This window comes from Enterococcus sp. DIV1307a, from assembly GCF_050537425.1.
In the GTDB taxonomy this organism is placed as follows: domain Bacteria; phylum Bacillota; class Bacilli; order Lactobacillales; family Enterococcaceae; genus Enterococcus; species Enterococcus faecalis.
Map to the genome: position 1 here is coordinate 1,757,247 of NZ_CP172914.1, position 13,953 is coordinate 1,771,199.

Here is a 13,953-nt window from a genome sequence, read left to right on the forward strand (position 1 = left end):
CTGCCGCAATCAGATTATTTTTTCAATTGTTGAATCACTGCAACTAGTACTTCAGAAAAAGTCGCAATTTCTTCTGGTGTGTTCCCGTAGCCAAAACTAATCCGGATTGATTCTTTAATAGCTGAGGAATTTTCTCCATACATCGCTGTCAACACGTGCGAAGGATCCACAGTTCCCGCTGTACAAGCCGATCCTGTTGAAATCGCAATACCTCTTAAGTCCAAATGCATTAAGAGCAAATCACTGGGAACTCCTTTTAAATGAAGATTTAAGACATGCGCTAAACGATTCGTTGGTTCACCATTAATTGAAAAATCAATATTGGCTTCTTCTAACGCTTTTAAAATAATCGTTTGAAAACTTTGATAGGCTGTTTTTCTTGCTTGCTTTTCTGCAGAAGTTAGTAATGAAACGGCAGTACCCATGCCAATAATTCCAGCTAAGTTTTCCGTGCCCGCACGTCGTTTTTCTTCTTGTTCCCCACCATGTAAAAGAGGTGGTAATTGGATTGCATCGCTTTTAAATAAAAAACCTACGCCTTTTGGACCATTGATTTTATGAGCGGAAATACTTAATAAGTCGATCCCTAATTCATGAGGTAAAATGACTTCACTTCCATAAGCTTGGACGGCATCTGTATGAAAAATCGCCGAATGATTTTTAAGAATTGCACCAACTTCAGCAATCGGTAATCGATTTCCAATTTCATTATTGCCATACATCATTGAAACCAAGATCGTTTCTTCGCGTAAAGACTTTTTGAATTGATCCATTGAAATCTGACCATTTTCATTCACAGGCAAGTAAGTCACTTCAAAGCCTAACGTTTCTAAGTATTCCATCGTTCGTAACACAGCGGGATGTTCAATTGCCGTAGTAATAATATGTTTTCCTTCCTTTTGACGAGAAAAAGCAACTGCCAAGATGGCTGTGTTATCCCCTTCTGTGCCACCACTATTAAAAATAATTTCGTGGGGTTTGGCTTGTAAGCTCTCGGCAATCGTTTGACGCACTTCTTCCAGAAGACCGTGTGCCTTTCGTCCAAACTGATGAATACTTGATGGATTGCCAAAAGTCGTTTGCATATTTTCAGTCATCGCTTGAATGACCGTTGGATGAAGCGGTGTTGTTGCCGCATGATCTAAATAAATGGGTTCCAAATGACTCGTCCCTTTCCTTATGTTCTGGCGTTATTCTAGCATAAAAAGCTTAAAACACAAAATCAGAATACTTTCTCTTCTATTTATAAAAGAGATAAGAAAAATAGGCCCAACACTATTAAAGTTGTTAGACCTATTTCTAGTTTAAGGAATCACTTATTCTCCTTTTGGTTCTAAACGGAATAATGGACTCATTGGTTTATTTTCATGAATACGAAGTAACGCTTCCCCCATTAACTCAGCGCAAGAAATAATATTCAAGGTTGCTGGTTGGCGGTCTGTTGTCGTATAAACAGAGTCAGTAATACTAATTTCCTTAATTGGCGCATTTTCTAAGGTTGCTTTTGCGCCTTCTGATAACAAACCATGCGAGGCGCAAGCATACACTTCTTGCGCACCATTTTTCATTAAAACTTCCGCCGCTGTGGCTAACGTTTGACCAGTATTCAAAATGTCATCAACAAGAATACATTTTTTCCCAGCGACATTCCCAATAACGTAACCTTCTTGGCGCACCCCATCAATCTCTTCATGGTCTACAATTGCTAAGGTCGCATCTAAGTACTCCGATAAACTACGTGCGCGTTGAACGCCACTGTTTTTAGGCGAAACAATCACAATTTCTTCCCCTACTAATGCTTGTTGACGATAATAATGAGCGAACAAAGGCATTGTAAATAAATTATCTACTGGGATATCAAAAAATCCTTGGACTTGAACAGTATGCAAGTCTAATGTTAACAAACGTGTTGCGCCTGCCTCTACTAACATATTAGCAACTAATTTCGCAGTAATGGGCTCTCTTGGTTTCGCTGTGCGGTCTTGGCGAGCATAACCATAGTAAGGCAAAATAACATTAATTGTTTTTGCGCTAGCACGTTTTAATGCATCAATTAAAATAAGCAATTCCATCAAATGATCATTTACAGGGGCATTCGTTGCTTGGATGATGTAGACATGATCGCCACGAATACTTTCTTCAATATTAATTTGAATTTCGCCATCACTAAATTGGCGCACGGTGCTTTTTCCTAATTCTGTTCCTACTGATGCTGCGATTTTTTCAGCAAGTGGTCGATTTGCATTTAAACTGAAGATGCGTAAGGTGTCATCTTGATAGTTTTCGGTCATGATATCCTCCGTCAATATAAAATAATAGTCGTTTTCATTCATATTCTACCATTTTTTGTCATAAAAATCATGGGATCCTCCTTAATTTATTGAAAGAAACGGTTTTCTTTGTGAAAAAAGCGCTTGTATTTAGGCGCGCCTAAAAATTATTTGCATTTTCTTAAACTATCCCTTATACTGATTTTAAGGCAAACCTAAAAAGGAGGAATTTCATGAGAAAAAGCTTTAACTTAGCTGTTCAAGCGTTAACCGTTCAATATCAAGGACGGACCGCTTTAAATAATATCCACGTTACTATTCCCTCCGGTAAAATTACTGGAATTATCGGACCAAATGGTGCTGGAAAGTCAACATTTATTAAAGGGTTATTAGGCTTGATTAAAACAAAGGAACGTGATGTTTTGTTAAATAATCAAGCGATTGACCAACAAAAAACAACCATTGCCTATGTAGAACAACGTAGCGCCTTGGATCTTAGTTTCCCAATTAGCGTTTTTGAAACGGTCTTGCTAGGAACCTATCCAAACTTGGGACTATTAAAACGCCCAGGAAAGAAACAAAAGCAAGCAGCCATGGCTGCATTAAAAATGGTGCAATTAGAAGACTATGCGCAACGCCAGATTGGCGAACTTTCTGGTGGCCAATTACAACGTGTGTTTATCGCCCGTGTTTTGGCCCAAGGTGCTGAGGTGATTTTTTTAGATGAACCTTTCGTCGGCATTGATATGTCTAGTGAAAAAGTGATTATGGATATTCTCAAATCATTAAAAAATCAAGGTAAAATGATTATCATTGTTCACCATGATTTGCACAAAGTGTCCCACTATTTTGATGAATTAATCGTTTTGAAAAACCGGCTAATTGCTGCGGGTCCTGTTGAACAAACATTTACTGCAGAAACGCTCCAAGAAGCATACGGTGATTTGTTAGGTGATTTATTAATACAGGGGGTTGCAAAATGATTGCTGCATTTATTGATGGTTTATTCCGTTATCAATTTTTACAAAATGCCCTTTTGACGTCTGTAATTGTCGGACTCATTTCAGGGGTAATTGGTTCATTCATTATTTTACGTGGGATGTCTTTGATGGGTGATGCGATTTCCCATGCCGTTTTACCAGGAGTCGCTGTTTCTTATATGTTTGGTTTCAATTATATTTTTGGCGCTTCTATTTTTGGCTTACTAGCTGCATTATCGATCGGCTTTATTACCCAAAAAAGTCCACTAAAAAATGATACTGCCATTGGTGTTGTCTTTAGTTCTTTTTTTGCTTTAGGGATTATTTTTATCTCTTTTGCAAAAAGTTCCACCGATTTATATCATATTCTGTTTGGAAATGTATTAGCGGTCGCAGATACCGATATTTTAATTACTTGTGTCGTCGGCGTGATTGTTTTGATTTTTGTGGCATTGTTTTATAAAGAGTTGCAACTCACTTCTTTTGATCCCACAATGGCTCAGGCCTATGGTTTAAATATTCAATTTTTCCACTATGCATTGATGTTTTTACTAACACTAGTCGCTGTTTCTTCTTTGCAAACCGTCGGAACTATTTTAGTCATTGCCATGCTGATTACACCAGCGGCAACAGCTTATCTATTAACAAATCACTTACCGACAATGATTGGCTTAGCCTCTACTTTTGGGATTTTAAGTTCAGTGATTGGCCTATTCTTCAGTTATTCTTATAACTTAGCTTCTGGTGCGACGATTGTTTTAACCGCCGCCTTATTCTTTTTATTGGCTTTCTTTTTCTCACCAAAGAAAGGCCTAGTATTTGTAAACCGTGAGAAAGAAATGGAGGAATCAACGAATGAAAAAATTTAGTTTATTTTTTTTAACACTTTTAGCAGGGTTAACGTTAGCTGCTTGCGGGAATCAAGCCGCTGAAAAGAAAGAAAAATTAGCAATTGTGACAACGAACTCGATCCTATCTGATTTAGTGAAAAATGTTGGGCAAGACAAAATTGAGCTGCATAGTATTGTGCCAATTGGGACAGACCCTCACGAATATGAACCGTTACCAGAAGACATTGCGAAAGCTTCTGAAGCGGACATTTTATTCTTTAACGGCTTGAACTTAGAAACAGGCGGAAATGGCTGGTTTAACAAATTAATGAAAACGGCCAAAAAAGTTGAGAATAAAGATTACTTTTCTACAAGCAAAAATGTTACGCCACAATATTTAACAAGTGCAGGTCAAGAACAAACAGAAGATCCGCATGCTTGGTTAGACATTGAAAATGGCATTAAATATGTAGAAAACATTCGTGACGTGTTAGTAGAAAAAGATCCAAAAAATAAAGATTTCTATACAGAAAACGCGAAAAATTATACCGAAAAACTTAGCAAACTACATGAGGAAGCCAAAGCTAAATTTGCTGATATTCCTGATGATAAAAAATTATTAGTTACAAGTGAAGGTGCCTTTAAATATTTCTCCAAAGCTTATGATTTAAATGCCGCTTATATTTGGGAAATTAACACAGAAAGTCAAGGAACACCTGAACAAATGACCACGATTATTGATACCATTAAGAAATCAAAAGCACCTGTGTTATTTGTTGAAACCAGTGTTGATAAACGTAGTATGGAACGGGTCTCAAAAGAAGTGAAACGACCAATTTACGATACACTTTTCACAGACTCTCTAGCCAAAGAAGGAACAGAAGGCGATACGTACTACAGCATGATGAACTGGAATTTAACAAAAATCCATGATGGCTTAATGAGTAAATAAATAATAAAGAAGAAAGAACCAAGTTGACTCCCCCTCAACTTGGTTCTTTCTTCTTTATTTAACTAATTCCTCAATATCAATTACTCGATCCACAATTTCCTCATAAAAATCTGCTTCATGGGAAACCAGAAAAACCGTTCCTGGGTAAACGTGAATTGCTTCTTGTAAACTTTTTTTGGCCGCTTCATCAATATGATTGGTTGGCTCATCTAAAAATAACAAATTACTAGTTTGCATCATTAGTTCCGCTAGTTTTACTTTTGTTTGCTCACCACCACTTAACAGGGCTAGCGACTGCATTGCTAACTTATCTGGTAAACCTGCCCTAGCCAAATGACTTCTTCGCTCTTTAATCGTTGTATCTGGAAAACGATCTGATAAATAGTCTAGCGGCGTTAACTGCTCATTAGGCCACGCCAAGTCTTGGGTAAAATAAGCAATTTTTGTATTCAGCGGATAATGAAATTCTCCATCTAATGAAGGAATCACTTTCGTCAACGTTTTAATTAATGTTGATTTGCCAATCCCATTAAAGCCTTTCAATGCGACTTTTTCACCGACATGAACCATTAAATCTAACGGTTCTAACAAAGGTTCCCGATAGCCGACAACTAACTTCTGGGTCGTTAGTGCTTGCGTTGCAACTAACCCTTGGTAAGGAAATTCAATCGCTGGCTTAGTCAAGGAACCTGGCGGAGTCAATCGTTCCAACCGGTCCAATTGTTTTTGTCGACTTTTAGCCATCGTTGCTCGATTTCCAGCTTTGTATTTACGAATATAGGCTTCCATTTTTTCAATTTTTTCTTGTTGGGCCTGATACTGTTTCAAATAGGTTTGTTTATTCTGCTCTTTTTGTGCAAAAGATTTTTCTACATTTCCAGTATATTTGGTTAATTTGCCAAACTCAATGTCTGCGATGCAATTCGTCACTTCATTTAAAAATTGATAATCATGGGAGACTAATAGAAAGCTTCCTTCAAAATTATTCAGATAGCGAACAAGCCATTGAATATGTGTATCATCTAAATAGTTGGTGGGTTCATCTAAAAGTAACACATCAGGGGCCTCTAACAATAATTTTGCTAAAATCACTTTTGAACGTTGACCACCGCTTAGCTCCCCTAACTTTTTATCCAAACCAATTGCTTGTAGTCCTAACCCATTGGCTAAATCCTGAATAATCGTGTCGATTTGGTAAAAATTACTTTCATCTAAATCTGTTTGTAATTTGCCTGCTTGTTCTAAAAGTTTTTCCGAAGCCGTTTGACTGTATTCTTCATAAAGTTTTGTCAGTTTCGCTTCTTTATCAAAAAGTTCTTGAAAGGCTTGTTTCAAAAAATCAACCATCGTTAGTGATTGTTCTACAGAAACATGCTGATCCAAGTACCCAATCTTGCAATTTTTTTGCCACTGAATCGTTCCTTCGTCTGGCAATACTTCCCCCGTTAAAATTTTAATTAAGGTGGATTTGCCGACCCCATTTTGGCCAGTTAAGCCTAAATGATCCCCTTTATTCACTTGCAATGAAGCCTCTTCATACAAGACCTTTTCGCCAAACCGATGCGTTAAATGTTCAATAGTTAAAATACTCATTTTCGTCACTTCTTTCTTGTTAACTGATTATTTTGGGACAACAAAAAAAGAACCACGTCTGCACGTCGTCCATCCTGACAGAAATCCCGACAACCGCTTGTACGTACACTCAAATAAGACTAGCTTTTCTAGTCAAAAAATGTCCTATCAAGCGATGAAGAAATTAATTGCTCGGCTCCACAACAGTGCTTCATCTGTTCTTAAACTATCGGGAGCTACTTTTCTTGTTAATTTATCAGTTAAAACAAAAAACATGTGAATCACCTTTCTTATGCTTGTATTCTACCATAGAATGACAAGAAAGCAAGCCACGTTGGTTTATAACGAAAGGAGCCCACAAACAATCATTTTGTCGGCTCCCTATCCCTGTTATTCTGATAAATAATTTAATGCATAGCGTACGTGGTACTCTGCTGCTAAAAGTAAGGCACGTTCATCAATATCAAATTGTTCATGATGGTGTCCAAAATGAGTAGCAGGATTTTCAGGGTTTCGTGAACCGACCCGTCCATAGATACCAGGAATTACCGCTAAGTAATCAGCAAAATCATCCGCCCCTAAACTTTTAGGATGATCGGTCACAACATTTTCAAAACCAACAATTTCACTGGCTACCTGCTGTGCACGGTTGGTTGCTTGTTCTTCATTAATTAATGGATTCGCTGCCGCATAAACAGAAAAATCAGCAATTTCTGTGCGATGAGACTGGGCAATTTCATGGGCAATTTCTTCGACTCGTTGTAAAACAAATTGGCGCGTTTCCTGACTAAATGTTCGAACAGTACCTTCAATGGTTGCCTGGTTTGCTACAATATTATAGCGTGTTCCTGCTTGTAAAACGCCAATTCCTACTACGACAGAATCTAAAGGATCAATCTCGCGCGCTACAATTTTTTGTAATTCCACAACGATACTGGCCGCTGCTAAAACAGCATCCCGGCCATTCTGTGGTTGGGCGACGTGACTACTTTGACCACTGACTTCAATTTTAAAAATATCACAAGAGGCGTTGGTGGCGCCTTTGGTAGCAACTAATTTTCCGACTGGCACACTGGAATCTAAATGAATCCCAAACACTTGGTCGATTGCTTCTAAATAATTTCCTTCCACAAATTGTCGAGCGCCTGCACCAATTTCTTCAGCTGGCTGGAAGGCCAGTTTAACCGTTCCTGAAAAGGTATCCTGATGTTTTTTGAGCACTTTAGCTGCACCTAGCAATGCTGCAGCATGACCATCGTGTCCACAAGCATGATTGAGTCCTGGATTTTTAGAAGCATAGGCAGCGCCTGTTGCATCTGGCAATTCCAACGCATCAATATCTGCACGTAACAAAATCGTTTTGCCAGCGCCAAGACCTCCTTCAATGGTTGCTAAAACACCCGTTTCCCCTACTTCTACAAAAGGAATAGCTAAGGCTAGTAGTTCTTCTTTAATTCGCTTAATCGTTTCATATTCTTTTAAACTTGCTTCAGGATATTGATGAAAATGACGTCTTAAATGGATTATCCATTCCTTTTCTGTAGCAATAGCTTCTTGGATTGTTTGAATCGTTGTTGTACTCATTATAAATGCCTCCTTTATTTTTTACCAAATGTTTCCCAGGCTGGAACATTGGCGCCTTTTGATGTTTCTGCAATGACCTTTTTCGTTTCTTCTTGTTGATATTCTTCTACAACTTTTTGATAAAGTTTATTCTCTTGATCTTCTTCTCGAGCCACGACAATGTTCACATAAGGTTTCGCTTTTTCGTTTACAGGTTCTAAGAAAATAGCATCTTTATCTGGTGTATACCCAGCATCGACAGCCATGCCGCTATTAATCACTGAAGCATCGACATCTTGTAAAGCACGCGCTGTTTGCGTAGCATCTAATTCAGTTATTTTCAATTGGCGTTTATTTTCAGTAATATCACTGACAGTCGGTAGTTGCTGTTTCGCAGGATCTACTTTTATCAGTCCTGCAGTTTGTAATAAAATTAACGCCCGCCCACCATTCGTTGGGTCATTAGGAATAGCAATTTCTCCGCCGTCTTTAATTTTCGTGATATCTTTCAATTTATTAGCGTAAATTCCCAATGGTGCATTGACTGTATTGCCAATTGATACTAATTTCGTTCCATGCTCTTTATTGTAATTGTCTAAAAAGATTTGATGCTGAAAGGCATTTAAATCAATTTCTTTTTCTGCTAATGCTGCATTGGGTTGCGTATAGTCTGTAAATTCTACCAATTGTAGATCAATATTTTTCTTTTTCAAACGGTCTTTGACCGATTCCCATTCATCATTTTTTGTTCCTACAACCCCTAGTTTAACGGTTTCTGTCTTAGTATCCTTCGCAGACCCCGATGCACAACCTGCAATCGTAAAAGCTAATACCCCAATAAGTCCAATTAATTTACTAAATTTTTTCATTTGTCATTTCTCCTTTTTTCTAATGTGATGTTTTTTTGATTAATTGATTACTAATGGCTTGACTGATAAATACCATAATTAAAATAATTAACGTGGCCATAAATGTCACATCGGTTTGAAACCGATTGTATCCTCGAGTAATCGCTAAGTTGCCCAGACCACCGGCTCCAATCGCTCCTGCCATGGCTGTTAATCCAATCAAATTAATAATTGTCACCGCTGAAACACGAATAATACTTGGTAACCCTTCAATTAGATAAACCCGAAAAATAATCCCTAAGGGACTCGTCCCCATGGCTTCTGCCGCTTCAATAACGCCAGGATCCACTTCTAATAACGCATTTTCAATTTGGCGCGCGAAGAACGGGATTACGCCAATAACTAATGGGACTAACGCTGCGGTTGTACCAATTGTTGTTCCTGCCAAAATTCGTGTTAACGGTTGAATCAGTGCAAGCATAATAATGAAAGGAATAGAACGACAAACATTAATAATTTTTTCTAAGACACTATACAGGGGTGGATTTTTCAAAACACCACTGGGGCCAGTACTGACAAGCACGACACCCAACAAGACTCCTAACACACCAGCAATCAAGGCTGTCCAAAAACCCATGTATACTGTTTCCCATGTACTTTGAAGAAACTCTTGTTTTAATTGGACAACATTCGGAAAATATTTCTCAAATAATTGATACATTCTCAGTTCACTCCTTTTTTAAATCACCTGTAAGTTCTGCTTTTGCTTCGTTTGCTGATAGGTTTTCAAAACATTGGTTCGCACGCCTTGTTTCGCTAAATAAGTAAGGGCTTGTTGACGCTGGGCCTCATCACCAGAAAGCACCACAATTAAATGGCCAATAGGAACGTTTTGAACAATTTCGACATTGCCATAAAGGATATTCGTATACACCTGATATTGGCTATACAATTGTGCAATTAATGGCTCGTTCGTTTGATCTCCCACATAAGAAAATTCAATTAATTCTTGATTTTTATCTAAATCAGCTAATTTAGGATGTTCAAGAATTGTTGTTAATGCTTGGTCAATATGAGTTGCTGTCCGAATAAAATCTTTGGTTAAAGGTTGTTGGGGTTGACTAAAAATCGAAACAATATCGTTTGATTCGACAACGCAGCCATTTTCCATCACCGCGACTTTATTACAAATTTCTTTAACCACTTGCATTTCATGGGTGATTAAGACAATCGTCAAATTCAGTTCTTGATTTAACTTTTTTAACAAGGCTAAAATCTGTCCCGTTGTTTTTGGATCTAACGCACTCGTCGCTTCATCACAAAGTAAAATTTCAGGATCATTTGCTAAAGCGCGGGCAATCGCAACCCGCTGTTTTTGCCCTCCTGATAGTTGACTGGGGTAAGCGTCCCGTTTTTCACTTAGTCCAACTAGCTCTAATAAATGGCTGATTTTTTGACGCCGCTCAGTTTTACTTAGCCCAGAATATTTTAATGAAAAATCGATATTACTAAATATGGTCCGCTCTTTCATCAAATTAAAATGTTGAAAAATCATTCCAATCTTTTTTCGTTGTTGTCGTAATTCCTTTTTAGAAAAAGTTAAAATATTTTCTTTGTTAATAATAACGGTGCCCGCTGTTGGTCGTTGCAATAAATTAATTACCCGTACTAGCGTACTTTTTCCAGCACCGGAATAACCAACAATTCCGTAGATATCCCCTTTATCAATTGTCAAAGAAACATCTTGGACAGCCTGAATTTCTTGTTTTTTTTGTTGAAATGTCACACTGATATTTTTTAGTTCAATCATTCTTTATCCCCCTTCATTCTTACCAACCTGCATTTTTTCATAAAAAAGAAAAAAGCATCCTCAACGACACAACTCGAGTTGTATCGTTGAGGACGCTTTTTTGCGTGTTACCACCTCATGTTCAGAATTTGCTCACACAAATTCCCTTTTCAAGTACGGAACAATATGTTCGATACCCTAGCTCGATAACGGGAGCACCCGTCGCCGCCTTGTGTTTAACACTCGGAGCGCTTGCTCAATAGCCATTTTCCAAAACGTCTTTGTCACCTATTCTCAGCTACCTAGGCTCTCTGTTAAACAAATCAAGTCTTGTACTTACTATATCACTGCTTTTTTATTTCTATTCATTCTAAACTGATTTTCATCTGTTTTCAAAATTAAACAGACTAGAGTTAATGTTCCCTTCGAGCATCGAGTAATCGCAGATAACAGCTGCTCTCTCTCTTTGCATCAGTCGTAGTGCTCAACAGGATTTGACTACGGCGAGAATCGTAGGAACACTTTCGTGCAAATGATACAACCTGCCCTTCGGTCATCTTGTACTGTTCATCACTTACAATGGCCATACTGCGTCGAGTAATCGCAGACAGCATCTACTCTGTCGCTTCGCGCCAGTCGTAGTGCTCAACAGGATTTAACTGTGACGAGAATCGCAGCTTTGGCGAGAATCGTAGGAACACTTTCGTGCAAATGACACAACTTGCCCTTCGGTCACCTTGTACTGTTCATCATCTACTCTGTCGCTTCGCGCCAGTCGTAGTGATTCACAGCAAAAAGCCCTTCACTAGCGTTTTGCTAGTAAAGGGCGAATGATTCGCGGTACCACCTTTTTTCGAAATATAACTGATTCTTTATATCTCATCTCTTATCCAAGTCTTTATTAACTTGGTGCACATGGTAACGGGTGCTTAGCCGAAATTGCTTACTTATCAGCAATTTATTCTCAGAGGCCATCTTCAACTTTTCTGAACCTTGTCCCTTTTCACCAATCAGGACTCTCTTTTGAAGGTCATCAAAATTTACTCTTCTCTTCAACGAATGAATAGTTATCTGTGATGTTGATTTACACTTTACTAGAGAAAAAAGAGATTGTCAACAGTTTTTCTTAGAAAAAAATCATTTTTCTTTTTTTACGAAAGAGCAATTGACAAACTTTCGTCTATACGTTATTCTATTTCTTGTGCACGAGATTTGTACGATTTTTCAAAAGGAACTTTGACGATTACTCGTCGCAGTGTAGCCTTTGAAAATGAACTCTATGGGTTTCACTTCGTTGCAATCCTCGAGTTAGTTTAGCCTTTGAAAGTGCCGCCTTAGCTCAGTTGGTAGAGCACCACCATGGTAAGGTGGGGGTCGCCGGTTCAAGCCCGGCAGGTGGCTTTTTGGTAAAATCCCAACTCTTTAATAAAGAGTTGGGATTTTTTTGTTTTGCCTACCCTTAGTGTTCTGTCAAGATGAGAAAATAACAAAAGCAATTTCTTCATTCCACTCGTTATGGTATATTTTAATTGTTAAATAATTATTGGAGTGGAGTACAATGATGAAACAATTACCTACAGAATCAAAAAAATTTGATTTAAAGAATTGGTGTATTGAAAATAAAGCCTATCTTCTATTGATCATTTTAATTTATCAAGTGGCAGTTTTATCCATCGGCATTATCAATTTCCCTTACTTAGATGATAATGCTCGCCAAGTCGCTGGAATGACAGATTTTGGTACGACTTACGCACGTTGGGGCAGTGAATTTCTCTCATGGTTTGTTCAAGGAAGTCGTCATTTGACAGATCTGGGCTTGACCACACCGATTCTAACAGGTCTTATCTTATCTCTCACAAGCATACTGGCTATTTATATCATCAATGACCAAAAAATTAGCTGGGGTTCCTCTTTAGTAGCTACTTTAATTGGCCTCAATCCTTGGTTCCTTCAATGTCTTAGTTTCAGGTTTGATAGTCCCTATATGGCATTGAGTATTTTTTGTTCGTTTCTTCCTTTTTATTGGTGGCAGCGTAATTCTTTTACGTTTTTCTTGGTTTCTGTTTTTTCACTGTTTGTTATGTTTAATACTTACCAAGCCTCGTCAGGAATTTATATAGTTATCGTCTTATTCCTTACTTTCAAGCAGTTACTTGCTGGAGAAAATTTCATTGCTCTTTGTAAAAAAGTCGCACTTGCTGCTATCGCTTATCTACTTTCTATAGTCAGCTACCTTATCGAGTTAAAATTTGTACCTTCCGCAACAAACAACATTGGGGGCAGTCAGGCCTTACCAAGTTTGCACGATATTCCCAGTGTGGCTTATCAAAATAGTTACCATTATTTTTCAGAGCTATTGAACCAAAGTAATCGTTTATGGCTTTTATTACTGCTCCTACTGCTTGTTTTATTTTTTATTAGTCATCTATCAAATAGCAAAATCAACTTGGGCTTAAGTTTCCTTTATTGTATCTTGTATTTAGGACTTGCTTCTCTCTTAAGTTTTGGTATTTTTATTGTCTATTCAAGAAATATCGCAGGTGATGCGCCTCGCTATATTTATGGATTTGCTGTTTTCGTTACAATCAGCATGTTAAGTTTATTTAACAATCGACAAGTGAAAGCAATTTATCTAACTTCGTTACTTGTGGCCAGCTTGTTATCTTATTATATTTTATCGTTTGTTTTGGTGTATTCTTCCACATTAAACTATCAAAAAGAAGCATTCAATCGCCAAGCAGCTGTTTTAACAGATGATTTAAAAAATGTTGTAACAAACGAACGAAAAAAAGTTTATTTAAATACGTTTTTCAAAAATTCAACTGTTTATGCTAATACAAGTCGAAACTACCCAATTCTTTCAAAAATTGTGCCACCAAATGACGGTCTATATTTCCCTAATTACGTTTGGTTCAATACTTCATCGAATTTAGGAGTAGAGATGGCACCACTGACCGATACGGATATGTCTAAAAATCAAAAAGTAGTAAGTAATCACTTTTATGACATTTATACAAACAACAAAGAAATATTTGTGTTTATGAAATAATTTGTTCCATCCAAAAACACTTCTTTTGCAATAAACGTGACTGTATGGTTTGATTAAGATGGATTAAGTATTCTTTTCGGGTACATTTATTACTTCCTGA

11 protein-coding genes, 1 tRNA gene and 2 other annotated features are annotated in these 13,953 nt (G+C 37.6%); of the genes, 5 read left to right on the plus strand and 7 right to left on the minus strand.

All coding sequences use genetic code 11. The features are described 5' to 3' along the window. Positions 1 to 14: 14 nt before the first annotated feature. Positions 15 to 1,160 carry a cysteine desulfurase family protein gene (locus IGL90_RS08615; RefSeq protein WP_002356958.1) on the minus strand — a complete coding sequence of 382 codons (1,146 nt, stop codon included), beginning with the start codon at positions 1,158 to 1,160 and terminating at the stop codon, positions 15 to 17. Positions 1,161 to 1,316: 156 nt separating this feature from the next. Beyond that, positions 1,317 to 2,291: a ribose-phosphate diphosphokinase gene (locus IGL90_RS08620; protein ID WP_002356957.1), complete on the minus strand. Its 975-nt coding sequence runs from the start codon at positions 2,289 to 2,291 to the stop codon at positions 1,317 to 1,319. Positions 2,292 to 2,503: 212 nt separating this feature from the next. Here IGL90_RS08620 and IGL90_RS08625 point away from each other — a divergent pair, with 212 nt between their 5' ends. From IGL90_RS08625 to IGL90_RS08635, 3 genes are read left to right on the plus strand one after another with little or no spacing between them, the layout of a single operon-like run. Next, on the plus strand, positions 2,504 to 3,253 hold the full coding sequence (locus IGL90_RS08625) for a metal ABC transporter ATP-binding protein (RefSeq protein WP_048737516.1): 750 nt from the start codon (positions 2,504 to 2,506) through the stop codon (positions 3,251 to 3,253). Further along, entirely contained in the window at positions 3,250 to 4,119 is an 870-nt protein-coding gene (locus IGL90_RS08630; RefSeq protein WP_002369145.1) for a metal ABC transporter permease, read from the plus strand. The genes IGL90_RS08625 and IGL90_RS08630 overlap by 4 nt, the downstream gene beginning before the upstream one ends. Continuing rightward, positions 4,106 to 5,032 (plus strand): metal ABC transporter substrate-binding protein, encoded by a 927-nt coding sequence (locus IGL90_RS08635; protein WP_002356954.1) that lies wholly within the window; start codon positions 4,106 to 4,108, stop codon positions 5,030 to 5,032. Before IGL90_RS08630 ends, IGL90_RS08635 begins: the two co-directional genes overlap by 14 nt. Positions 5,033 to 5,086: 54 nt before the next feature. On the opposite strand, the gene IGL90_RS08640 is transcribed toward IGL90_RS08635, so the two are convergent. From IGL90_RS08640 to IGL90_RS08660, 5 genes are all read right to left on the minus strand, one after another. Then, a complete protein-coding gene (locus IGL90_RS08640) occupies positions 5,087 to 6,625 on the minus strand; it encodes an ABC-F family ATP-binding cassette domain-containing protein (protein ID WP_002362078.1) in 1,539 nt (512 codons plus the stop codon). Between the two features lie 369 nt (positions 6,626 to 6,994). Continuing rightward, positions 6,995 to 8,188: an amidohydrolase gene (locus tag IGL90_RS08645; protein ID WP_002364258.1), complete on the minus strand. Its 1,194-nt coding sequence runs from the start codon at positions 8,186 to 8,188 to the stop codon at positions 6,995 to 6,997. 14 nt (positions 8,189 to 8,202) lie between these two features. Further along, positions 8,203 to 9,036: a MetQ/NlpA family ABC transporter substrate-binding protein gene (locus tag IGL90_RS08650; RefSeq protein WP_002366917.1), complete on the minus strand. Its 834-nt coding sequence runs from the start codon at positions 9,034 to 9,036 to the stop codon at positions 8,203 to 8,205. A 19-nt stretch (positions 9,037 to 9,055) separates the two neighbouring features. Then, a complete protein-coding gene (locus IGL90_RS08655) occupies positions 9,056 to 9,736 on the minus strand; it encodes a methionine ABC transporter permease (RefSeq protein WP_430604631.1) in 681 nt (226 codons plus the stop codon). 18 nt (positions 9,737 to 9,754) lie between these two features. After that, a complete protein-coding gene (locus IGL90_RS08660) occupies positions 9,755 to 10,825 on the minus strand; it encodes a methionine ABC transporter ATP-binding protein (RefSeq protein ID WP_010777802.1) in 1,071 nt (356 codons plus the stop codon). Positions 10,826 to 10,910: 85 nt separating this feature from the next. Next, positions 10,911 to 11,161 (minus strand) — a binding site (T-box leader). Positions 11,162 to 11,623: 462 nt separating this feature from the next. After that, positions 11,624 to 11,869: a binding site (T-box leader), on the minus strand. A gap of 263 nt (positions 11,870 to 12,132) precedes the next feature. Between IGL90_RS08660 and IGL90_RS08665 the strand changes: the two genes are divergently transcribed. Continuing rightward, positions 12,133 to 12,205, plus strand: a tRNA-Thr gene (locus tag IGL90_RS08665). Positions 12,206 to 12,362: 157 nt separating this feature from the next. Continuing rightward, a complete protein-coding gene (locus IGL90_RS08670) occupies positions 12,363 to 13,853 on the plus strand; it encodes a glucosyltransferase domain-containing protein (RefSeq protein WP_002385810.1) in 1,491 nt (496 codons plus the stop codon). Positions 13,854 to 13,953: the final 100 nt, after the last annotated feature.